Raw genomic sequence first — 21,489 nt, forward strand, 5'->3', positions numbered from 1 at the left:
AACCAGGGGCTGGTTAGCCGAAGAGGGCGGCGGCTTCGTCGTAGCGGTACTGGGGCACGGTGTTGAGCTCGCCGAGGGCTTCGGAGAACGGCACGCGAACGATGTCGGTGCCGCGCATCGCGACCATTTCACCCCAGGCTTCGTCGACGATCGCGTCGGCTGCGTGCAGGCCGAGACGCGTGGCGAGCACGCGGTCAAAGCCGGAGGGCGAGCCACCGCGCTGAATGTGGCCGAGCACCGTCGAACGGGTCTCAATGCCGGTGATGCGCTCAATCTCGGGTGCAAGGATCTCACTGATGCCACCGAGGCGCGGTCGGTTGAAGGCGTCGAGACCCTTGTCGCTGAAGGCTTCGTCCATCCCCTTGAGCTTGAAGCCCTCGGAGACGACGACGAGCGGCGCACGGCCACGATCGTGCGCCGACTGCACGAGCTCAGCAATTTCGTCGAGCGACATTGGGTTTTCGGGAATCAGAATCGCGTGAGCGCCCGCTGCCATGCCGGCGTGCAGGGCGATCCAACCAACGTGACGGCCCATAACTTCGGCCACCATGCAGCGCTGGTGCGAGTCACCCGTGGTGCGCAGGCGGTCCATCGCCTCGGTCGCGATGTTGACGGCGGTGTCGAAGCCGAACGAGTAGTCGGTCGCGCGCAGATCGTTGTCGATGGTCTTGGGAACCCCGATGACCTTGATGCCGTCTTTCGACAGACGATCGGCCGCAGCCAGCGTACCTTCGCCACCGATCGCGATGATGCCGTCAATGCGGTGGCCAAACAGGGTCTTGGCGATGTTGTCAGCGCCGCCGCGGTCACCCTCGTAGGGGTTCGTGCGGCTCGTGCCGAGAATGGTTCCGCCGACCTTCGACAGGCCCTTTACTTCGTGACGCGTGAGCGGAACGAAGTCACCCTCGACAACACCGCGCCAACCGTCACGAATACCGACGAACTCAAGGTCGTACGAAGTCGTACCCTTGAGCACAATGCCGCGGATAACCGCGTTGAGTCCGGGGCAATCGCCGCCGGACGTCAGAATGCCGATCTTCATGGTGCCTGCTTTGCTGGGGGAAAGGAAAAGGGATCGGGCGACGCTGCCTTTCTCGACCATATCGGCCAGCGCACCAGAATTCCATTCGAAGTCGGCGATTTTCCCAATTCTTACGCCACCATTTCCCGCCGAAACGAAAAGATTCCCACTTCCTGCGCCGAAACCGAGATTTCAACGCTAAGAAGTGGGAATCTTCACGCTTGTTATGACTAGCGGCGCAGCGCCTCACGCAACAGGTGCATGAGCGCCGACAGCTGCACGGAGTCTTGCGAGCCCGGCTCGACCGAAACACCGTCGAGCGCGCGCAGCGCCAGCCCCTGCTTCTGGTCGATCAGCTCGGCAATCTTCGTGTCGAGCGTGTGCGCGGCGATGATGCGCCATGCGGTGACGGGCTCATCCTGACCGATGCGGTGCACGCGGTCGATCGCCTGCGTCTGCTCGGCGGCCGTCCAGCTGAGCTCGGCCAGCACGACGTTCGACGCGGCCTGCATGTTGAGACCAACACCGGCGGCGGTCAGCGAACATACCGCGATCGAAACCTCGGGGTCGTTGTTGAACGCGTCAATGGCGGCCTGACGGGCGGTCGCGGTCTGGTCACCACGCACCGATACCGATTTCAGGCCGTTGGCCGCGAACAGCGCCTCGGCCTGGTTCATGACGTCGATGTGCTTCGCGAAGAACACGACCTTGCCCACCGAGCGCTGCAGCTGTACCGCGTAGTCGGCGGCGAGTCCGGCCTTGGCCTGACCAATCTTGCGCACCATCGTGAAGACGTTGTCGCCACCGGCGTCAGCGTTCTTCGACTCTTCAAACTCGTGCTGTGCCACAAGGCGCACAATGTCTTCATCAATGCCGCGGGTCTCGCGACCACGGGCCTCAATGATGCGGCGGTACTTCGCCGCCATGCGGTCGCCCAGCTCACGCTCGGCGGCACGAATCGAACGACCAAATTCGTCGTCGAGCTGCACCGGCATATCGGCGACGAGCTTGTCGGGGAGGTCGGCGGCGACGTCTTTCTTCTTGCGACGCACGATACCCATCGAGATGACGGCCTCGCGAGCCTCGGGGTAGAACGCCTTATCGGCGGGCGTAAGGCCCGTCGCGTCCAGCTTCTCGGCCAGCTCCGCACCGGGCTTTTCGCCGTTCGTCCAGCCGAGGAAGCGCCAAATGGCGTCAAAGTCTTCAACGTCGTTGATGAGCGGCGTACCTGTCAGCGCAATCATCAGCGGGTCGCCGCCGGGCGTCTGCTCGCGCACACGGCTCGCCAACGCGAGCACGTTCTGCGAACGCTGCGATGACAGGTTCTTGATGAAGTGCGCCTCGTCAACGACCATGCCGCGCAGACCGATCTTGCCCAGCCACGACAGGTGACGGTCAAGAATCTCGTAGTTCACGATGAAGATGTCGGCAAACGCGTCAATCGCGTCACCGTCACCCTGAATCACCGTGGCGCGACGCTGCGGCGTCCACCGCTCAACCTCGCGCGCCCAGTTCATCTTCACGACGTTCGGAACCACGACAAGAAGCGGGTAGGCGTTGGCAACGGAAGCGGCAATGACAGACTGCGCCGTCTTACCAAGACCCGGCTCGTCTGCCAGCAAGAACGAACGGTGACCGGCACGCACCGACTCGACGAAGCGCGCCTGGTGCGCCATGACCTCGAGCCCCTTAGGCGACACATGGTCAAACTCTGGCAGCGGCGGCAATTCCATCGAAGCGACCGAACCACCAGCACCCTGCTCGAACGCCTTGTACAGCGGGCCCATCAGGTCCCAACCATCGAGGCGACGACGCGGCGTCTCCTTCGGGATGACGCGCGACAGGTCAGGCGTCAAGAACGGGTTCGACTCAATGCGCGACTCCACCGACGGCGGGGTCACTTGACGCTCCGCGAGGGCTGCCGGAACCACGGGGGTGGCGGCAACAGGAGCAACGTCAGTAATGATCAGCTCGTCAGGAGCAAGCTCCGCACCCGACTCGAGCAGCCAGTCACGGCGCATGCGCTTGGCGACCGGGCTCGTCGCCTGGTCCGCTTCAAGCAACGGAATGATCGACGTGTCGCGGGCGGCCGTCTTCGCGAGAATCTGCGCGACGCCATCAAGGCGCTTGAGCAGTTCGGCGCGCGTACCGTCGCTGATCTCGCTGTCAGCCTTCACCCGCGCGCGCTCTTCGCGCACCAAGAAGGCAATCACCTGGAACTTCACCCGGTTGGTGGGGCCGAGTTTGCCCTTTTGGGCTTTGGCTTCGACCTCGCGCACCTTGCGCGCGAGGATCGGGATGATGGGGGCGTCGTCGTCGCGACGTGACGACGACTTGCGGCGCCGTGATGCTGATGCTGTTGCCGAGCTCGGCATGCTTCTCCTGTGCGTGAGTGGAGCAATAACTACGGATCGTCCAACGAAGAGTTGAACTACGTGGGAGTGCCCGTCTCACATACGGGATCGGGCACGATCTCTCATCACCCGTTTGCAGACCCCGCTTCAGCGGAAAGCACAACAGGACGAAAGATTCCCTGCCGCTATCCTATGCCAAAGCCCATCAAAGGCGAGCGATTCTAACGAAATGCTCGCAGCCGCAGGCTGTTCAGCACGACAAAGACGCTCGAGAACGCCATCGCGGCTCCGGCCAGCATCGGGTTCAAGAGTCCGAGGGCCGCCAACGGAATCGCCGCGACGTTGTAGCCAAACGCCCAGAACAGGTTGCCCCGAATCGTCGACATCGTCTTGCGCGACAGCCGAATGGCATCGGCCGCAGCAGACAGCGACTGGCGCACGAGTGTGATGTCACTCGCGTGCATCGCCGCGTCCGTGCCACCGCCCATCGCGAGGCCCAGGTCAGCTGCCACGAGCGCGGGCGCGTCGTTCACGCCATCACCCACCATCGCGACCGACTTACCCTCGGACTGCGCGGCGCGCACCGCATCGATCTTACCCTCGGGCGAAACCCCGGCGGTGATGTCGGTAATACCCACGGCGATCGCTGCGCGGCGAGCGGCTTCGGCGTTGTCGCCGGTCAGCATCCGCACCTCAACGCCCAGCGCCGCGAGTTGCTCAACCGCGTGGGCCGAGTCGTCGCGCACGGTATCGGCGACGAAGATCACGCCGTCAACAACTTCGCTGCCGTCAACCAATCGGCCGGCAACGATCGTCGTGGTCTGCGCTTCACGCACGGCATTCCCCAACGCAAGAGGCAGCGTCTCGAGCTCGCCAACGGCCAGCTTGCGGGCAAACACCGTCTCCCCCTCGACAACACCCGAAACGCCGTGGCCGGCGGTCGAGACAAAGTCGGAGACGAGCGGAACCTCGGGTACCGCCGCACGGATGGCTCGCGCCACGGGGTGCTCGCTTGCCGCTTCGACAGCGGCCACACGCCGCACAGTGGCGTCACGCTCCACGCCTTCCGCAACCACGACGTCCACGAGGCTCATGGTTCCGGTCGTGATGGTTCCGGTCTTATCCGCCAGCAGCACGTCAATGCGCCCTGCCGACTCAATGGCTTCGGGTCCCGTGATGAGAATGCCGAGCTGGGCGCCACGACCCGTACCGACCAGAATCGCGACCGGCGTCGCAAGACCGAGCGCACACGGGCAGGCAATGATCAGGACAGCGACCGCGGCGGTGAATCCGGCGGCGACGGAACCATCAAAAACGATCCATGCGATGAGCGTCGCGATCGACAGCAGAATAACGATTGGCACGAAGACGCCGGAGATGCGGTCGGCGAGGCGCTGCACGGCGCTCTTGCCGGTCTGCGCGTCTTCGACGAGGCGTGCCATCGCGGCAAGGCGGGTGTTCTCCCCCACCGCGGTCGCTTCGATCACCAGGCGACCATCGGTAGCGATGGTTCCGCCCGTGACAACCGACCCGGCTTCGACCGCAACCGGTTCACTTTCACCCGAGAGCATGCTGGCGTCGACGGCGGCGGAACCAGAAACCACGGTGCCGTCGGTGGCGATCTTGTCGCCGGGGCGCGCCACAAAGCGGTCGCCCACCTGAAGTTCGTCGATCGGCACGGTCGGGCCATCGGCGCCGGCAACGGTCGCGAGGGTCACAGCCTTCGCGCCCAGATTCATGAGCGTGCGCAGGGCGTCGCCCGCGCGGCGCTTGGAGCGGTGCTCGATCCAGCGGCCGAGCAACAGGAAGACCGTGACACCGGCGGCGACCTCGAAGTACACGAGCGAGGTCGCGTCGTGCACCGGGCCGAACAACACGACGTCGTGGGTCATACCGATTTCACCGGCTGAGCCGAAGAACATCGCCCACACGCTCCAGATGAGCGCGGCCGACGTGCCGAGGGTGATGAGGGTATCCATCGTGGCGGTGAAGTGGCGCGCATTCTGCAACGTTGCGCGGTGGAACGGCCAGCCACCCCAGACCACGATGGGCAGTGTGAGCACCAAGGCCATCCACTGCCAGCCCGGAAATTGGAGGGCCGGAACCATGCCGGTGACGATAACGGGGAGAGCGAGAATTGCCGAGACCAACAGCCGGGTGCCAAGCTGGGTGCGGCCTTCGTCGGTGTGGTCGTGTTCGTCCATGGCGGCGGGCTTAGAGCCCGCCACCCGAACGCGTGCGCCGTAGCCTGCCGATTCGACGGCGGCGACGAGGTCTTCGTCGCTCACGCCAGCCGGAATCGAGACCTTGGCAGATTCGGTCGCGAGGTTAACGGCGGCCTGCACACCTGCGACCGAGGCGAGACGCTTTTCGACGCGAGCAACACAGCTCGCGCACGTCATTCCCTCGATGTCGAGTGTCGCGGCACGAAGCTCGTCATCGGTGTGCAGCGCCGTACTCATGCGCGGCCTGCGAAGGTGTAACCGGCCTCGGCAACAGCGGCCGCGATGGCGTCGTCGCTGGCGACACCGGTCACGGTGACGGTCTTCGCGTCGAGGTCAACAACAGCGTTCTCAATACCCGCAACGCCCGAGACTTCGCTCGAGACCGAGCCTGCGCAGTGTCCGCACGTCATGCCTTCAACGAGGTAAGCCTGAGTGGTCATGATGCTCCTTTGTGTCATTCACGTCGCGATAAATCATCGCTCACTAGAACACAAGTGTATACCCCCCTGGGGTATTCCTGGATCGGCCGAAAAGTTTGAAGAAATGGCGAAAGCCCGGGATGACTCACGTCAAGCCCGGGCTTTCGTGGCAATTTAGATCATCGACTTGGTGTGCCAGACCGTCTTCGTTTCGGTGAAGAAGGTGATGCGCGACAGCGACGGTGCCGCAACATCGGCACCGCGCTCGGGCGACGTCACGCGCGTTAGCGTTTCGGCGGCCCGTTGCTGCAGGTCAACCCAGTCCAGGCCGTCAGCACCGACGAGATCGAGCGCGTTGACGTCTTGGTGCGAGGCAAGCCACGGCGCCATCTCAGCGGGCGAACCGGTCAGCACGTTCACAACGCCACCGGGCACGTCGCTCGTCGCAAGCACCTCAGCGAACGAGATCGACGACAGCGGGAACTTCTCACTCGCGATCACGACGACCGCGTTGCCGGCGACGAGCGCCGGAGCAACAGCCGAGACCAGGCCCAGCAGTGCCGAGTCTTGCGGTGCCACGATGACGGCAACACCGGTCGGTTCGGGCACCGAAATGTTGAAGTACGGGCCGGCGACGGGGTTCGCGTTGCCGGTCACCTGCGCGAACTTGTCGCACCATCCGGCGTACCAAACCCAGCGGTCAATGGCTTCATCAACCTGCGCACCGGCTACAGCGGCGGTCACGCCCTCCTGCTGCACGATCTCGTCAACGAACTGCGCGCGACGTCCTTCGAGAACCTCGGCGATGCGGTACAACACCTGCCCGCGGTTGTACGCGGTCGCGCCCGACCAACCCTTGACAGCACCACGTGCTGCCTTCACGGCGTCGCGGGCATCCTTGCGGGAAGCCAGTGCCGCGTTCGCGAGAAACTCTCCGCTCGGCGACGTCACTTCATAGGTGCGACCGGATTCACTGCGGGGGAAGGCGCCGCCGATGGCCAGCTTGTAAGTCTTCGGAACCGTGAGTCGCTTGCTCATGCGGATGCTCCCTTCAGGTACGCGGCGAGGCCGTGACGGCCACCCTCGCGTCCGTAGCCCGACTCCTTGTAGCCACCAAACGGGCTCGCCGGGTCGAAGCGGTTGAACGTGTTGGCCCAAATAACGCCGGCGCGCAGACGGTCGGCGACCGCCAGAATGCGCGAGCCCTTGTCAGACCAAATACCTGCTGATAGACCGTAGGGCGTGTTATTCGCCTTTTCGATCGCTTCAGCGGGCGTGCGGAACGTGAGAATCGACAGCACCGGGCCAAAGACCTCTTCACGAGCGATGCGGTGCGATGCCTGCACACCGGTGAAGATCGTCGGCGCGAACCAGAATCCGTTGTCGGGAATCTCGCACGCCGGGCTCCAGCGCTCAGCACCCTCAGCCTCGCCGACGGCACTGAGTTCGCGAATGCGATCCAGCTGCTCACGGGAGTTGATGGCACCGATGTCGGTGTTCTTGTCCAGCGGGTCGCCCAGGCGCAGGGTCTGCAGACGCGTCTTCAGACGGTCAACGACCTCATCGTGAATCGACTCCTGCACCAGCAGACGCGAACCCGCGCAGCAAACGTGGCCCTGGTTGAAGAAGATGCCGTTGACGATGCCTTCGATGGCCTGGTCAAGCGGGGCGTCATCGAACACAATGTTTGCGGCCTTGCCGCCGAGCTCGAGCGTGAGGCTCTTGTCGCTTCCGGCGATCGTCTTCGCAATTTCACGACCGACGGCAGTGGAACCAGTAAACGCCACCTTGTTGACGTCGGGGTGACGCACGAGAGCCGCCCCCGTGGTTCCGGCACCCGTCACAATGTTGACGACACCCGCAGGCAGACCCGCCTGCTGCACGATCTCAGCAAACAGCAGCGCGGTGAGCGACGTGGTCTCGGCGGGCTTCAGCACGACGGTGTTGCCCGCCGCGAGCGCGGGAGCGACCTTCCACGCGAGCATGAGCAGCGGGAAGTTCCACGGGATGACCTGACCGGCGACACCGAGGGCCTTGGGGTTGGCACCCCGACCCGCGTAGTCGAGCTTGTCTGCCCACCCGGCGTAGTAGAAGAACCAGGCGGCGACGAGAGGCACGTCAACGTCGCGGCTCTCTTTGATGGGCTTGCCGTTGTCGAGCGACTCAGCAACCGCGAGTTCGCGGGCTCGCTCCTGAATGATGCGCGCGATGCGGAACAGGTACTTGCCGCGGTCGCGTCCGCTCATCTTCGACCATGTCTTGTCGAACGCGGTACGCGCGGCGGCAACCGCAGCGTCGACATCAGCCTCGTCGGCCATTGCGATCATCGCGATCTTGGTCTCATCGGCCGGGTTAATGCTCGCGAAGCTCGTGCCACTCCCCTCGCGGAACTCGCCGTTGATGAACAGCCCGTATTCGGACTGCAGGTTCAGCACCGAGCGCGACTCGGGCGCGGGTGCGTATTCCAGAAAGCTCATTGTCGCCTCACGCAATCGTCAGGTAGTCGGGTCCGGAGTAGTGTCCGGTGGTCATCTTCTGGCGCTGCATCAGCACGTCGTTGAGCAGGCTCGAGGCGCCAAAGCGGAACAGGTGCGGCACGAGCCACTCCTCACCCAGCGTCTCAGCGACCGTCACGACGTATTTGATCGCGTCTTTCGAGGAGCTAATGCCACCGGCTGGCTTCACGCCGATCTTCTCGCCGGTGAGCTTGTGCCAATCGCGCACGACCTCAAGCATGAGCAGCGTCACCGGCAGCGTGGCCGCGGGCTGCACCTTGCCGGTCGACGTCTTGATGAAGTCGCCGCCGGCGAGAATCGCGAGCCACGACGCACGCTTCACGTTGTCATACGTGTTGAGTTCGCCCGTCTCCAGGATCACCTTGAGCGACGCGTACGTGCCGTCGGTGCGGCGGCATGCCTCCTTCACCTGCACGATCTGGTCGTACACAAAGGCATAGTCGCCGGCGAGGAAAGCACCACGGTCAATCACCATGTCGATTTCATCGGCACCGTGGGCGACGGCCTCGGCGGTGTCTGCCAGCTTGATTGCCAGTGACGAGCGGCCGGAGGGGAACGCCGTGGCAACAGCCGCGACGGAAATCTTGCCGTCGTCGGGGTCGCCGTGCATGGTTCCGAGCGCCGCAACAGCATGCGGAACCATGTCGCCATACACGCAGACAGCGGCGGGTCGCGGGCAGGTGGCGTCAGAAGCGTCGGGGTGCAGGGCCTTCGCAACAAGCGAGCGCACCTTGCCGGGCGTGTCAGCGCCCTCGAGGGTCGTGAGGTCAATCAGCTCGATAATGCGATCGAGCGCCCACGCCTTCGACGAGGTCTTGATCGAGCGCGTGCCGAGGCCAGCGGCGCGCTGTTCGAGGCCGACGGCGTCGACTCCGGGCAGGCCGTGCAGGAAGCGCCGTAGCGCTTCGTTGCTCGGCTCGCCGCCGAGGATTTCGACCGCCCGCGCGCGTAGCGCGAGGTCAGTGGTGGTGTTCATTCGTTCTCCAACAGGTCACGGGCGGTGCCCTCGTCTGTAATGAGGATGGAGCACAGGCCGTTGACGACAACGGCCCGAGCAATGTCGCGCTTGGCTTCGCCAGAAACGACGAAGATGCCGCGTTCGGCATCGCGCAGCGCGTCAAGTTCTACGCCCAGGGTGCGGGCATCGAGCGCCGGGTCAACGATGTTGCCGTTGGCGTCGATGTAGCGGCCGGTGATGTCACCGACGGCGCCTTTGCTGGCGAGGACGGCAACGTCACTCCCCCGCAAGTAGCCGCTCTCGATAAGGGCGGAGTGTGAGTCGTCAACGCCGGCAGAGTACAGGTAGGCGTCGGCGCGACGGGCGAGGTCGAAGACGCCGGCGACGGTGCGGTCAGCCATGATGGCTTCCTTCGTCTCACGGCGTTCGAGAATCGCAGGGCCGGGCAACAGCACAACTTCGCCGCGCCCCTTTTGCGCAATTGTTGATGCCAGCGTCGCCGCGGTTCCGGCTCGACGGTTGAGCGTGACACCACCGTTGACTTGCACGACGGTGACTCCGGTGGCCCAGGCTTCGGGCAGTCGTTCGGCAACGGCCGTGAGGGTGCGGCCCCAGCTGACGCCGAGAATCTTCGGCACGGGGCGCATTGCGGCGAGGTAGTCGGCACCGGCTTGTGCGACGGCGGGGCCAGCGTCGGTGCCTTCGGGGCGCGGAACCACGACAGCGTCAGCGAGGCCGAAACGTTCGCGCAGGTCGCGCTCAAGACCCAGGCGGCGAGCGCGCGGGTGAATAATCTCAATGCGCACGATCCCCGCTTCGCGGGCGGCCGTGAGCAGGCGTCCCACCTTCCAGCGTGAGATACCTAGGAGGGCGCCAACCTCATCTTGCGTCTTGTTCTCTTCGTAGTAGAGCTCGGCGACGCGCACGGCAAGTAGCTCGTCCATCACTAAAACGGTAGCCCCGCCGCGCGGCCGAATCAACATTCGTTGCGCCGTTCGCTCATATGAGCAGGCGGCCGTGCGCGGGTGCGCACCGGCGCGAGAACGAGCGTTAGGAAAGGATTTCGCGGGTGCGGGCGACGTCGTCGGTCATTTGCTCGATGAGCGCGGGAATGCCGCGGAAAGCCACCATGCCGCGAATGCGATCGACAAACTCGACGACGACCTCCTGGCCGTACAGGTCAAGGTCGGTCTCGTCGAGCACGTAGGCCTCAACCTGGCGCATTTCGACGTCGTCAAACGTGGGGTTCATGCCGACCGAGATCGCGGCGCGACGGTGAATACCGTCTGCCGCGCGCAGCCACCCGGCGTACACGCCGTCAGCGGGCACGTCGCCCTGACTCTGCGGCGACAGGTTTGCCGTCGGGAAGCCCAGCTCGCGGCCACGCTTCAGTCCGTGCACGACCTCGCCAGCAACGGCATGCGGGCGGCCGAGCAAGCGCGCTGCGGTCGCGACATCGCCCTCAGCCAGCAGCTCACGAATACGCGTGGATGAGACCCGGTCGCCCTCGTCGGTCACGTCGCCCACGGCGTCGACGGTGAAGCCGAACTTCTCCCCCATTTCGCGGAGCAGTTCCGGGTTTCCCGCTCCACGGTGACCAAAGCGGAAGTCGTGGCCGAGCAGCACGGTCTTAGCGTGCAGGTTGCCGACGAGAATGCGCTCGACGAACTCTTCGGCGGGCACCTGAGCCATCACCTCATCAAACGTGAGCACCAAGACGGCGTCGATACCGGTTCCGCCCAGCAGCTCAATCTTCTGCGCGAGGCTGACGAGCTCAGTCGGGCAAAGCTCGGGGCGCAGAATTGCGAGCGGGTTGCGGTCAAACGTGACGGCGACGGTCTTCGCACCCTGTGAGCCCGCATCGACGATCGCCTTTTCGAGCACCAGGCGGTGGCCGGTGTGCACGCCATCGAACTTGCCGATCGCGACGACCGTCGGCCCGAAGTCGGCGGGAATCTCGTTCGGGTCGGTAAAGACGATCATGCCGTGACCTGTTCCGTTTCAACTGCGGCGGGTGCCGGCTTGTGCGTGGTCAGCCACCACAGGCCCAGTACCGGCAACACCAGCGGAATCCACACGTAGCCACGGCCGAAATACGACCACACGGTGTCGTGCGCAAACCACTCGGGCATCGTAATGCTCAGCGTGCCGATAACGAGAACGCCCACCAGCTCAAACACGATCGCGACCCACGCCACGGCGTACCAGCCGGGGCGGCCTGCGAAGATCAGCGCGAGCGTTGCCAGAATGTAAACGACGGCCGATGCCGCCGACAGCGTGTACGCGAGGGGTGCTTCGTTGAACTTCTCAGCGATCTGAACGAACGAGCGTCCGCTCGCCCCCAGCGCCATGATGGCGTAGAGAATCACCAGGACACGACCGATACCGGTCATGCGCCGACTTGCGGGCGTCAGTTCAGAAGTCACTAGACAATCTTAGGCTCCAGCGACCGGGGCCCCGACCGTCCAGATAACTTCCATGCGCCACACCATGATGCCGACGGCCATCGCCACAACGCCCATGATCACCGTCGACCACTTGGTGCGGTCGACAAACGCCCACACCACGCCGCCGATCGGCAACAGTACGGCGGAGATCAAGTAGGTCCAGAATTCGAGAAGGCTGCCAGCGGGCGGGTTGCCCGCGAATGGCGCAATGATCGCGATCACGACCTGCACTATGAGGAGCACTTCGACGAGCGCGATCGCGCCGACGGTGAGGTCGCTGGGCACCTTGCCGATGAGCCCCATCACGATGCACACGATGGCGGCAACAGCCGCAACACCGATCAACGCGAATGTAAACCCTGTGATCACGCCTGTACCTCCGGCATATTCATGATGCTCTTGATGTTGCTGCCGCGCTTATCAACGATGCCGATGAGCTCGCCTTCGGGGTCAACGGCGGCGGCAGGGTATGTCTCAGACCGATCAGCACCGGCAGTCTTCTTGCCTTGGCGCAGGTCGCGCGCTTCGTCTGCCGTCGTCGTCACGACCGGCATGACGAGACCTGCGGCGGTAGCAGGAGTAAGAGAAACGGAACCAATGGTGTCGGCATCGCTGGCTTGGCTTACGTCAAAAGGGCCAACGTGAGTACGGCGAAGTGCTGTGAGGTGCCCGCCAACGCCCAGCCCCGCACCAAGGTCGCGTGCCAACGCACGAATGTAGGTTCCGCTGGAGCAATCGACAACGACGTCGATATCGATGACGCCATCGCCGCGGCGCTGAGCGAGCACGTCGAAGCGTGACACCGTCACTTCACGAGACTTGAGTTCCACCTCTTCGCCGGCGCGCACCAGGTCATACGCCCGCTTACCGTCCACCTTGATGGCTGAAACCGAACTCGGAACCTGCGAAATGGTTCCGCTCAATTCGGCGATGCCGGCGGCGATCGCTTCGTCCGTCACGCCTGATGGGTCAGCCGACGTCGTGACCTCGCCTTCGGCGTCATCGGTCGTCGTGGCCTGACCGAGGCGAATCGTCGCTTCGTACGTCTTGTCGAGGCCAACGAGATAGGTGAGTAGGCGCGTGCCGCCCTCAACGCCGAGCACGAGCAGTCCGGTCGCCATCGGGTCGAGCGTGCCGGCGTGACCGATTTTGCGGGTGCCGATCGCGCGGCGTGCGCGGCTCACGACGTCGTGGCTCGTCATTCCGCCGGGCTTGTCGACCAGCACAATTTGCGCCGCGACACGCGGCTTGTCGTTCGCGGCCATCAGCAGGAGTCTCGGTACGTGTGCACGGGCGCGTTGACGTTGGTGTTGTCGACCATGACGGAGGCGGCACTCGCGGGCTTCGCGTTCTTGAGGTAGCTGAACTCGGCGGCTGTGTACGGCTGTTCGGTTGAGCGACCGGCACGGCGAGCGAGCATGTTCTCGTTCGTCTCGAGCCAGACGCTCCAGTTCGCCATGCCCCGCAGCTCGGGAGCCAGTACACCGGTTCCGCTCACCACGAGCACCGCGTCAGCGGGCGCGGTGACCCAGCGTGACTCGAGCGGCGCGTCGCGATCGGCATCCCATGTGCCGAGTTGAAAGCCGCTCGTCGCGGAGTCCAGCGATCCACTGCGGAACGGGCCGATCAGCGCACGACGCAGCGCGTCTTCGTCAACGACGACGCCACGCTCGGCTTGCTCAGCGCGCGACAAGTGGAAGTCACCCAGGCGTGCGTGGAACGCCGCGACGTCATCCTCCTCAATGATCTCGGTGAACAGCGAGGCGAACGCATCAACCGCGGGAGCATCGATACCGTCGATGAAGACGATGATGCGGCCGGCAGGATACAGCTGACACAGTTGGCCGCGGAGCTCACGCATGAGCGTCGTCACGGGAGTGATGGGCAGGCGCATGCCTCTAGCCTACGGCCCCGCGGCCGGTCGTGACCGTACAGTGGATTGGTGCACCCTCTCGCTTCCCCGCTCATCGACTGGTATCGGGAGAATGCTCGCGATTTGCCGTGGCGCCACCCCGAGTTTGGCGCGTGGGGCATTCTGGTCAGCGAGTTCATGTTGCAGCAGACTCCCGTGACGCGTGTGATTCCGCGGCTCGAAGAGTGGCTCGAGCGGTGGCCGACGCCCGCCGGCCTCGCCGCCTCCCCCACGTCTGACGCGGTGCGTGCATGGGCCAACCTCGGCTACCCGCGCCGGGCCATGTGGCTGCACCAGGCTGCCGTCGAAATCACCGAACGTCACGGCGGCGTCGTGCCGCGTGATGTTGACGCGCTCCTCGCGCTCTCCGGCATCGGTGATTACACCGCCCGCGCCGTCGCCGCCTTTGCGTACGGCGAGCGGGTGCCCGTCGTCGACACCAACACGCGCCGCGTGCTCGCCCGCGCACTCGAGGGCAAAAGCCAGCCCGGCCCGGCGTCAAAGCGTGACCTCGCGGTGATGGCGGAGATTCTGCCGACGGAACCATCGGCCGCGCAGATTGTGAACGCTGCGGCTATGGAGTTGGGTGCGGTAGTCTGCACCTCCCGCACCGCGCGGTGCGAACTGTGCCCGCTGGCTCAGCTGTGTGCGTGGCGCGCGGCCGGGTACCCAGACACAGGCGACAAGCGCCCGAAGCAGGCCAAGTATGAGGGTTCTGACCGTCAGGCGCGCGGTGCCGTGCTTGCCGTTCTCCGCAGCACCCATGGTTCCGGCGTTCTCGTCGACGCGATCATCCCGGAATGGCCGGATGCTGATCAGCGAGACCGCGCCATGCTGACGTTGCTCGCCGACGGGCTGATCGAGACCGATGGTGATATGGCGCGGCTTGCCGGCGATCGGTAATTCGTAGCCCTCCGACACGTCAAAGGACGCGCCTCCCCGTGATTGAGTGTGCGTCGCGAGCAGCCAGCCTAAGGGACGCGGAGTTCGCGGATCGGTTCGCGGCGGCTGGCGGCGAGGGCGGGAACGAGTGCTGCGATGAGTGCGGTCACGAGGGTGAGTATCGCGAGGGCTGTGGTGAAGGCGAGGCCCGGTAAGGGGTCGCCGAAGGCTATGAGAGCGATGACGGAACCGATGGTTCCGATCGCGATGCCGGCGAGGGCAAGGAGGGCGGTTTGGGTGAGAAGCAGGGCGACGATGTAGCTGCGGGTAGCGCCCAAGGCGCGTCGGCGGCCGAAGTCTTTGCGGCGCATCATGACGAGGCCGTAGAGGAGGATCGCGACGAGCGCGCCGGTGAGGCCGAGGAGGGCGAGGACGAGGCCGCGGGAGAAGGATCCGAGTTGGCCTTCGATGAGGGCGCGGAGTTCGGCGAGTGCGGCGCTGGTCTGCACGGTCACTTTGGTGGGGTCGTCGGCTGCGAGCACGCTGAGGGTGGCGGCGGCGACCGGGGCGACGAGGTCGGGGCGTTCGGCGATGACGACGATGATGTTGATAGGTTCTGTGCCGGTCGCGTTGGGTTGCGGAACCAGAACGAGGGGTTCGAAACCGGTCAGAAAGTCGGGCACGTCGATACGGCCAGCGACGGCGAAGTTGCTGCCGGTGGTGAGGGTGATGTCGCCGGCGATGTCAATAAGCCCGAACTGGTCGAGCGCGATTTGTGAGGCGTAGGCGAGTTCGCCGGGCAGGGCGCTGTGGTCGCTGATGCCGAGGCGGGCAAGGCCTGCGCCGTATGCGAAGCGCACCGGTACGCGGGTGCCGTCGGTGTTGGCGCCGTTGGTCGCGTCGATGGCCGAGGAGAAGGCGCCAGCCCATTCGATGCCTTCGATGCCGGCCATACGGTCGAGGGCATCGGCGGTGATTCCGGCGGAGTCGTCGGCGCGGATCACGATGGAGCGGGTACCGGCGGAGTCGATGGAGCCGAGCACGTTTTGTTCGGCACCGACCGTGCGGCCGGTGGTGAGCATGACGGCGAGGATCATGCCGGTGACCATGATGATCGTGACGATCGACGCGACAGGCTGGGAGCGGGCCGATGCGAACGCTTCTCGAATGAGCTGACCGGTCATAGACGTATCTCGGTGTCACACACAGATGCAATGTCAGGCGAATGCGTCACGATGATGACCGCAGCTCCGGTGCGAGAGTGGTCGTGGAGGGCGGTGACGACGAGATCGGCGGTTGCCGGGTCGAGGTTACCGGTGGGCTCATCGGCGAGCAGAATGCGTGGCGAGTTCAACAACGCCCGACACAGAGCGATGCGCTGTGCCTGCCCGCCAGAAACTTGCCCGGGTTTACGGGTCGGCGCGACATCAACACCAAACGTGTCGAGCAGCTCAAGCGCGCGGGGTGTGACGGTGTGTCGCGGTATGCCTCGGTAGAGCGCGGTTTCGGTGACGTTGTCGAGCACGGTTCGGCTGGCATCCAGCGCCGCGTCTTGAAAAACGAACCCAAACTTATCCGCCCGCAAGTGCGCGCGTTGCGCGTCATTCATCCGGGCCGTGGAGTCGCCGTTCACGCGAATCTCACCCGCTTGCGGATGCAACATCAACCCCAGCAAGTACAACAGTGTGGACTTACCGCGCCCACTCGGCCCCGTCAACGCCGTCATGGTTCCGGGCGCAAAATCCGCCGAAAACCCTTCGAGAATCGGCTTGCCCGCGATGTACTCAAACGTGACATCATCGGCCGAAAACAGGGTCTGCTGTGTGGTCTGGGTGGGGGCCGTCATTTGCCGCCGCCGGTCGTGCCCGGAACCCGCACCGATGTTCCCTCGTCAACGCCCTCGATAACGCTCATCCCGCGCGCGGCAGCGAGTACCGAAACCGGGTGCCGCGTGCCCGTCTTATCGATAACGCCGACTGTGCCCTCGGCAGAAGTGACTAATGCGGCAGACGGAACCACGAGGCCGCTGACGGGTTCGACTGTCACGATACGAGACGTGAGGCGGGCTTCGCCGGTGACCGGGATCTCCGCGCACGCATCCAGGCAGATGAGGGCGCCGTCTGCGCCGGTGAGGTTGACCGTGATGGTCTGTGTTTCGGTGCTGCTGACCTGATCGGTCACAAACGCTTCCCATAGGGTTCCGCTCGGACTCGTCACCTCCACACGCGTGCCGGTCGGCATCATCGCCGCCTGCCCATCGGTCACCGGAATCGTAAACGACGGCGACGCCGGCAAACCCTTCACGATGCTCTCACCACCCACCAACGTCGCGCCGCGCGCGATGACCTCGGTGTCAAGCGAAATTCGTGTGGGCAGTGACGGCACGAAAATAATGTCGGCGACACCAACAGTTCCCGTCGCTTCCAACCCCAGCGACTTCTGCCACGCCTTAATCGCCGTGATGGTTCCCCACCCCGCTTCGCCATCAGCAGCACCGTCATAGTGGCCCAACGCGACCAGCAACTGCTGTAGTTGCGCCACATCCGTGCCCACAGCCTTCTCACCAATCGCGCGATACATCGGCACCGTACCCTGCGCGATCACCACCGGACGCTCATCAACGAAATACAGCACGGCACCCTGCGAAACCTCATCGCCCGCAGCGACCGCGACCGCCGTCACAACACCCTGCGCACGGTTCTCACCAACCGGAACCGTCGTCCACTCCGCCACCGTATTGAGGTTGATACTCGAGCCAACCTCACCGCTCGTCACCTCAACATACGTGAAGGGCGACGCCGTCAACGGATCCTCCGCCGGCTTCACAACCGTCAGCGCCGCCCACGCCGCAGCCGCACCCACGGCCACCAACGCCACCCCACCAGCAACGCGCGAAACGATCCGCCCTGCTCGCCGATCCGTAGTCATGCACCCTCATTCACTCGCGCCGCGTTGCGTTCGTTGCGTGAAGCCTACTTTATGAGAATCGCTGTGCCCCTTAACGTTGCAAAGACGATCGAACCAGCGCTTACCTTGGTAGGCTTCAGGCTCATCCCGCGAACTCGTTGAGGAGTTGCTTTCCGACATGTACAGGCCATCACACGCACTGACCGTCGGAGTTCTTATCGCAGCGGGCATGATGGTCTTGGCGGGTTGCTCGGGGCAACAAGCGCCCGACACCATTGCAACGCCAGCACCGACCGCCTCCACCCCAACTCCGACCTACGACGCGGAGAAAGACATGTGGTTGCAGAACGGCTGGCCGGTACCAGACCCCGACGCCACGTTCGACCCAAATGCGCCGTGGCTCACCGCGTCAGAAGTACAAGCGATAGTGCAGTCATGCCTGAGCGACGAAGGCTGGGATCTCGAACTCAACACACGAGGTGGGCTTCAGACAAACATCCCCGACGGCCAATACGATGCATTCCACAACACCCTCCGAGAGTGTTACGTGAAGAACCGCATCGGTACGGCCGCGCCCGCTCCGCTTAACAAGGAGCTCGCTACCAGAGAGTACGCCGCTCAAATCGCTACTCGCGACTGTCTCATCGGTCTCGGAATAGATGTTCCCGAGTTCCCCAGCTACACAGTTTATGAAGATGACCTGCTCGTGAACGGATTTGTAAACTCGATCTACACCGTCGCCGACGCCGCTGGCATCGACCTGTACTCAGACCCGATCTACCAGCAGACGTGCCCCGACCCGGCCGACTCTTTCGGGCACAACTAACGGGGTGCGACGATGATGCGGAAAACGAAGCGACCGACCATCACGGCGAGGCGTGGATTCGTCGCAGCGGCGACCGCGGTAATAGCTCTCTTGCTGTCTTCGTGTGCCGGAGCCGCGCAACCAGATGTCGCGACCGCGCCGAGCGCGGTCCTTCAAGAGGAACTCGAGTTGATGAGGGCGGAGCGCGCTCAGGCCGCAGTGGATTGTCTTGCGGACAATGGTTTTCCGGGCGCCATTGCCTACGCTGACGGGTCGACAAGCCTTGAGGTGGATGACGCGCAACAGAGCGCGTACGCCGCCGTCTCGATGGAATGCATGAAGCAAATCTGCCCGAATTGTGGCAAGCCGTTGCCGCAAGCCTCCCTCTAGCGACTCTACGACCTACAGATCGAAGTGCGAGCGTGCCTCAAGCAAGAATTCGATATCGACACCTCTGAGCCGCCAGCCCTGCAAACCTATCTTGATGCACCCGAAGAGCAACGCTGGAACCCCTACCTGGAGGCTGCCGCGGCGATGGCGCAGTCCGGCAAGCTCCGCGCGGTTGAGAGCACGTGCCCTGACCCGATCAGTATTGCGAGCTACTGGTAGAGAGCGCGAACCAATTCGTGCCACCCGGCATCGTGCTGGCGATCCGTAAAACTCACGCCCTCAGGGGCAGCGGAATAGAGCAATGACGCTCCCCGCCGCCCAGCGCTCATCGGCGCGCACATGGCGGTCCTGCTACCTGTCCCGCGACTACGCCGCTGCTCTCGTCACGACCAATCACCGTCGAATCCGGCCTAACCTGCCAGAGGCCAACGTCAAGGTCGAACGCTCCAACCGCATTCTCAACGCGGTACGCGCATACGCCGAAACCTACACTTTAGATGTGCCCAGAAACGCCACCTACCAGGGCTGGGCCCACCGCTACTGTCACCGAAGACCCCACACCAGCCGCGGAGGCCTCACCCCCAACCGATCATCTACACAACCTAGCGGAGGAAGACGAACATCGGCCACCCAGATCAGCGATGCGCGTCTGTCTCACCGAATCACCACCAACTATCGGGATTTTTAGGACAAGCGGCCATCGCTTGCTCCCGTGCTGTGGAATCAGCGATAAGGAAGTAGGGGGCGTCGCTTCCGTTCCCGGCACGATACTCGTCAACGAATGCTTGGTAGCTCGGTGGAGCATCGATGTCATAGCCCGCATCGACAAGACACGAATGGATATCTGTCCACGACACGTAGAACTGCTGCAACTCCGCATCACTTTCAGGAACCGGAATGGCGGGCAAAGCGGCATTGCATTCGTCGGATGCCTCGAGGAACTGTTCGCGTAGATCGGCCGAAGTCACACCAGGTGCTTGCAGAGCCACCGACCCGTCGTCCTTCGTCACCAGCTCAGTTTCCCAACCTTTATCGAGCAAGCAAGCCTGGATGCTTAACGTGAAATCTCTTGGCGAGCCAGTGAAACGCTCATCCTGAAGGCTAACGGGAGCGGTGCATCCCACAAGTACTATCGCGCTTGCGATCATGCCCGGACCCCAGTACCTGTGCGTAATGCGGGACTTATCCAAAGGAAGAACAGTATCCGTCCGTGTATGCGTTGTCGATGTTTGCAGTGGAATAGACTTCCCAGTACCCGCCCCCGTTATTGCCCTGTCGAGTCGCAGTCGCCCAAGTCGTCGTCGACATGCCGTAAGTGTATTCCGTACTCGCTACAGGCTTCCCTGGAGGCAGAATCGCGCGAGTCGCGCCCTTTGTGCGCGCATCGACATAGCTGTACTTGCCTGAGCACGCAGCCGTCCCGTTCTCAACAACTGCCGCATATGCAGGTGCCGCAACACCGATGACGCCGATCAGCGCACCCAAAGTGACACGATTCCCAGGACGCCGCGGTGCCTTTGCGGAGAGTTTCGTGCTTGCATGATGGTTTCCCTTCGCGTGATTCTCAGTCGCTTCGTCGCGATTGAGCCTTACTCAACCATGGCATCAACGCAAAAGCAATACCTGTTCCCCGAGCTAAACGACTCTCGCTGTTGTTTGCTAGCCGTCTGACTAATCCAGTCCGAAGGATGAATTTGCCCGATTTGGGTCGGGTTCCACGGCCCTGGCACATTAGCGATCGTGAGCTTGAGCCCCACTAGCGCTAATCTCGCTGTCCGCCAGCGGCTCGGCTTGCGTGGCACGCCGCCATAGCGACTCCATCTCGTCGTCTTCCGCTCGGGTCTTGCCCGAGATCCGTAATCTGACGCACTCGGGGCAGCAGAATAGAGCAATGACGATCCCCACCGCCCAGCGCTCATCGGCGCGCACGTGGCTTGCCATGGTTCCGATGCTGCTCGGCGTTCTCGTCGGCGCTCTCGCGATTAGCGCGACCACGACGGCACTGCCGGCGATGCGGCAAGACCTGCACATGACAGACGCTGCCGCGATCTGGATCGTCGACATCTACCCGCTCGCGCTTGCCGTCACGCTCGTCATTGCGGCGCGTGCTGGCGACCAGTTTGGGCGCCGCACCGTCATGGCAATCGGCCTCGCCGGCTTCGCACTGTTTAACCTGATCGGCGGTATGACCGACTCCGCGCTCGTACTCATCGCGATGCGCGCGCTACTCGGGGCGAGCGAAGCCGCGGTCATTGCGAGCGTTGTCTCGACGATTGGTGCGGTGTTTCAGCCCGGCGAGCGCGTGCTCGGCTACGGCCTCTGGACGGCAACGTTCGGCGCCGGCAGCGCGTTTGGCCCGGTTGCTGGCGGCATTCTCGCCGAGGGGCCGGGCTGGCGATGGACGCTGTACGGCGGCATTCCGCTCGTTGCAGCATGTGGCGACGGAACCACTGGCGGCGATCGTCACGGGCATCACGGGCGGGGTGGCTGGCGCGATATTTGTGCGCCGCCAGCTGGGGATTGCATGACCCGTTTATTGACGTGCGGCTGTTTCGCATTCGCGACTTTTCGATCGCGTACCTGCGCTTCATCGCCGGTACCGGCGCGTCGGCCGCGACGGTCTACCTCGTGAGCCTTCACCTGCAGGATACCC

22 protein-coding genes are annotated in these 21,489 nt (G+C 63.9%); 5 read left to right on the plus strand and 17 right to left on the minus strand.

Annotation, left to right across the window (positions count from 1 at the left end):
- Positions 1-13 precede the first annotated feature (13 nt).
- The 13 genes from ACQUSY_RS05930 to ACQUSY_RS05990 all read right to left on the minus strand — a co-directional run bounded on the left by ACQUSY_RS05930 (position 14) and on the right by ACQUSY_RS05990 (position 13,834).
- A complete protein-coding gene (locus ACQUSY_RS05930) occupies positions 14-1,042 on the minus strand; it encodes an ATP-dependent 6-phosphofructokinase (protein WP_428903581.1) in 1,029 nt (342 codons plus the stop codon).
- Between the two features lie 209 nt (positions 1,043-1,251).
- Positions 1,252-3,396, minus strand: a complete 2,145-nt coding sequence (locus ACQUSY_RS05935; protein WP_428903582.1) for a DEAD/DEAH box helicase — start codon at positions 3,394-3,396, stop codon at positions 1,252-1,254.
- A gap of 200 nt (positions 3,397-3,596) precedes the next feature.
- A complete protein-coding gene (locus ACQUSY_RS05940) occupies positions 3,597-5,837 on the minus strand; it encodes a heavy metal translocating P-type ATPase (RefSeq protein ID WP_428903583.1) in 2,241 nt (746 codons plus the stop codon).
- A complete protein-coding gene (locus ACQUSY_RS05945) occupies positions 5,834-6,040 on the minus strand; it encodes a heavy-metal-associated domain-containing protein (RefSeq protein ID WP_428903584.1) in 207 nt (68 codons plus the stop codon). The genes ACQUSY_RS05940 and ACQUSY_RS05945 overlap by 4 nt, the downstream gene beginning before the upstream one ends.
- Positions 6,041-6,193: 153 nt before the next feature.
- Complete coding sequence (locus ACQUSY_RS05950) at positions 6,194-7,057, minus strand: aldehyde dehydrogenase family protein (RefSeq protein WP_428903585.1); 864 nt, start codon at positions 7,055-7,057, stop codon at positions 6,194-6,196.
- The gene (locus tag ACQUSY_RS05955) at positions 7,054-8,496 is read right to left on the minus strand and encodes an aldehyde dehydrogenase family protein (RefSeq protein ID WP_428903586.1); all 1,443 of its coding nucleotides are present in this window, start codon (positions 8,494-8,496) and stop codon (positions 7,054-7,056) included. The genes ACQUSY_RS05950 and ACQUSY_RS05955 overlap by 4 nt, the downstream gene beginning before the upstream one ends.
- A gap of 7 nt (positions 8,497-8,503) precedes the next feature.
- Complete coding sequence (deoC, locus tag ACQUSY_RS05960) at positions 8,504-9,511, minus strand: deoxyribose-phosphate aldolase (RefSeq protein WP_428903587.1); 1,008 nt, start codon at positions 9,509-9,511, stop codon at positions 8,504-8,506.
- A complete protein-coding gene (locus ACQUSY_RS05965) occupies positions 9,508-10,437 on the minus strand; it encodes a sugar-binding transcriptional regulator (RefSeq protein ID WP_428903588.1) in 930 nt (309 codons plus the stop codon). The genes deoC and ACQUSY_RS05965 overlap by 4 nt, the downstream gene beginning before the upstream one ends.
- A gap of 106 nt (positions 10,438-10,543) precedes the next feature.
- Complete coding sequence (locus tag ACQUSY_RS05970; protein ID WP_428903589.1) at positions 10,544-11,476, minus strand: bifunctional riboflavin kinase/FAD synthetase; 933 nt, start codon at positions 11,474-11,476, stop codon at positions 10,544-10,546.
- A complete protein-coding gene (locus ACQUSY_RS05975) occupies positions 11,473-11,886 on the minus strand; it encodes a hypothetical protein (protein ID WP_428903630.1) in 414 nt (137 codons plus the stop codon). Before ACQUSY_RS05975 ends, ACQUSY_RS05970 begins: the two co-directional genes overlap by 4 nt.
- A gap of 42 nt (positions 11,887-11,928) precedes the next feature.
- Positions 11,929-12,309 (minus strand): hypothetical protein, encoded by a 381-nt coding sequence (locus ACQUSY_RS05980; RefSeq protein ID WP_428903590.1) that lies wholly within the window; start codon positions 12,307-12,309, stop codon positions 11,929-11,931.
- Positions 12,306-13,205 (minus strand): tRNA pseudouridine(55) synthase TruB, encoded by a 900-nt coding sequence (gene truB, locus ACQUSY_RS05985; RefSeq protein ID WP_428903591.1) that lies wholly within the window; start codon positions 13,203-13,205, stop codon positions 12,306-12,308. The genes ACQUSY_RS05980 and truB overlap by 4 nt, the downstream gene beginning before the upstream one ends.
- Positions 13,205-13,834, minus strand: a complete 630-nt coding sequence (locus tag ACQUSY_RS05990; protein ID WP_428903592.1) for a nucleoside/nucleotide kinase family protein — start codon at positions 13,832-13,834, stop codon at positions 13,205-13,207. The genes truB and ACQUSY_RS05990 overlap by 1 nt, the downstream gene beginning before the upstream one ends.
- Positions 13,835-13,882: 48 nt before the next feature.
- Between ACQUSY_RS05990 and ACQUSY_RS05995 the strand changes: the two genes are divergently transcribed.
- Entirely contained in the window at positions 13,883-14,755 is an 873-nt protein-coding gene (locus ACQUSY_RS05995) for an HhH-GPD family protein (protein WP_428903593.1), read from the plus strand.
- A gap of 68 nt (positions 14,756-14,823) precedes the next feature.
- Here ACQUSY_RS05995 and ACQUSY_RS06000 read toward each other — a convergent pair whose 3' ends face one another.
- Genes ACQUSY_RS06000 through ACQUSY_RS06010 form a run of 3 tightly spaced genes read right to left on the minus strand, consistent with a single transcriptional unit; the run spans position 14,824 to position 17,662 of the window.
- A complete protein-coding gene (locus tag ACQUSY_RS06000) occupies positions 14,824-15,918 on the minus strand; it encodes an ABC transporter permease (RefSeq protein ID WP_428903594.1) in 1,095 nt (364 codons plus the stop codon).
- The gene (locus ACQUSY_RS06005) at positions 15,915-16,580 is read right to left on the minus strand and encodes an ABC transporter ATP-binding protein (RefSeq protein ID WP_428903595.1); all 666 of its coding nucleotides are present in this window, start codon (positions 16,578-16,580) and stop codon (positions 15,915-15,917) included. Before ACQUSY_RS06005 ends, ACQUSY_RS06000 begins: the two co-directional genes overlap by 4 nt.
- Entirely contained in the window at positions 16,577-17,662 is a 1,086-nt protein-coding gene (locus ACQUSY_RS06010) for a peptidoglycan-binding protein (RefSeq protein WP_428903596.1), read from the minus strand. The genes ACQUSY_RS06005 and ACQUSY_RS06010 overlap by 4 nt, the downstream gene beginning before the upstream one ends.
- A gap of 157 nt (positions 17,663-17,819) precedes the next feature.
- Here ACQUSY_RS06010 and ACQUSY_RS06015 point away from each other — a divergent pair, with 157 nt between their 5' ends.
- From ACQUSY_RS06015 to ACQUSY_RS06025, 3 genes are all read left to right on the plus strand, one after another.
- A complete protein-coding gene (locus ACQUSY_RS06015; protein WP_428903597.1) occupies positions 17,820-18,467 on the plus strand; it encodes a hypothetical protein in 648 nt (215 codons plus the stop codon).
- A gap of 393 nt (positions 18,468-18,860) precedes the next feature.
- Positions 18,861-19,055, plus strand: a complete 195-nt coding sequence (locus ACQUSY_RS06020; protein WP_428903598.1) for a hypothetical protein — start codon at positions 18,861-18,863, stop codon at positions 19,053-19,055.
- 82 nt (positions 19,056-19,137) lie between these two features.
- Positions 19,138-19,524, plus strand: a complete 387-nt coding sequence (locus ACQUSY_RS06025) for an integrase core domain-containing protein (protein ID WP_428903599.1) — start codon at positions 19,138-19,140, stop codon at positions 19,522-19,524.
- On the opposite strand, the gene ACQUSY_RS06030 is transcribed toward ACQUSY_RS06025, so the two are convergent.
- Positions 19,499-19,846 carry a hypothetical protein gene (locus tag ACQUSY_RS06030; RefSeq protein WP_428903600.1) on the minus strand — a complete coding sequence of 116 codons (348 nt, stop codon included), beginning with the start codon at positions 19,844-19,846 and terminating at the stop codon, positions 19,499-19,501. The genes ACQUSY_RS06025 and ACQUSY_RS06030 overlap by 26 nt on opposite strands.
- Positions 19,847-20,727: 881 nt before the next feature.
- Here ACQUSY_RS06030 and ACQUSY_RS06035 point away from each other — a divergent pair.
- Entirely contained in the window at positions 20,728-21,468 is a 741-nt protein-coding gene (locus tag ACQUSY_RS06035) for an MFS transporter (protein ID WP_428903601.1), read from the plus strand.
- The last annotated feature ends 21 nt before the right edge of the window (positions 21,469-21,489 follow it).

The organism is Microbacterium daqui (assembly GCF_050408675.1).
Lineage (GTDB): Bacteria > Actinomycetota > Actinomycetes > Actinomycetales > Microbacteriaceae > Microbacterium.

Bases quoted from the DNA above. Each gene is read 5' to 3' on its own strand.
- ACQUSY_RS05930 (WP_428903581.1), bottom strand. From the start codon at position 1,042: ATGAAGATCGGCATTCTGACGTCCGGCGGCGATTGCCCCGGACTCAAC.
- ACQUSY_RS05935 (WP_428903582.1), bottom strand. From the start codon at position 3,396: ATGCCGAGCTCGGCAACAGCATCAGCATCACGGCGCCGCAAGTCGTCG.
- ACQUSY_RS05940 (WP_428903583.1), bottom strand. From the start codon at position 5,837: ATGAGTACGGCGCTGCACACCGATGACGAGCTTCGTGCCGCGACACTC.
- ACQUSY_RS05945 (WP_428903584.1), bottom strand. From the start codon at position 6,040: ATGACCACTCAGGCTTACCTCGTTGAAGGCATGACGTGCGGACACTGC.
- ACQUSY_RS05950 (WP_428903585.1), bottom strand. From the start codon at position 7,057: ATGAGCAAGCGACTCACGGTTCCGAAGACTTACAAGCTGGCCATCGGC.
- ACQUSY_RS05955 (WP_428903586.1), bottom strand. From the start codon at position 8,496: ATGAGCTTTCTGGAATACGCACCCGCGCCCGAGTCGCGCTCGGTGCTG.
- deoC (WP_428903587.1), bottom strand. From the start codon at position 9,511: ATGAACACCACCACTGACCTCGCGCTACGCGCGCGGGCGGTCGAAATC.
- ACQUSY_RS05965 (WP_428903588.1), bottom strand. From the start codon at position 10,437: ATGGACGAGCTACTTGCCGTGCGCGTCGCCGAGCTCTACTACGAAGAG.
- ACQUSY_RS05970 (WP_428903589.1), bottom strand. From the start codon at position 11,476: ATGATCGTCTTTACCGACCCGAACGAGATTCCCGCCGACTTCGGGCCG.
- ACQUSY_RS05975 (WP_428903630.1), bottom strand. From the start codon at position 11,886: ATGACCGGTATCGGTCGTGTCCTGGTGATTCTCTACGCCATCATGGCG.
- truB (WP_428903591.1), bottom strand. From the start codon at position 13,205: ATGGCCGCGAACGACAAGCCGCGTGTCGCGGCGCAAATTGTGCTGGTC.
- ACQUSY_RS05990 (WP_428903592.1), bottom strand. From the start codon at position 13,834: ATGCGCCTGCCCATCACTCCCGTGACGACGCTCATGCGTGAGCTCCGC.
- ACQUSY_RS06000 (WP_428903594.1), bottom strand. From the start codon at position 15,918: ATGACCGGTCAGCTCATTCGAGAAGCGTTCGCATCGGCCCGCTCCCAG.
- ACQUSY_RS06005 (WP_428903595.1), bottom strand. From the start codon at position 16,580: ATGACGGCCCCCACCCAGACCACACAGCAGACCCTGTTTTCGGCCGAT.
- ACQUSY_RS06010 (WP_428903596.1), bottom strand. From the start codon at position 17,662: ATGACTACGGATCGGCGAGCAGGGCGGATCGTTTCGCGCGTTGCTGGT.
- ACQUSY_RS06015 (WP_428903597.1), top strand. From the start codon at position 17,820: ATGTACAGGCCATCACACGCACTGACCGTCGGAGTTCTTATCGCAGCG.
- ACQUSY_RS06025 (WP_428903599.1), top strand. From the start codon at position 19,138: ATGACGCTCCCCGCCGCCCAGCGCTCATCGGCGCGCACATGGCGGTCC.
- ACQUSY_RS06035 (WP_428903601.1), top strand. From the start codon at position 20,728: ATGACGATCCCCACCGCCCAGCGCTCATCGGCGCGCACGTGGCTTGCC.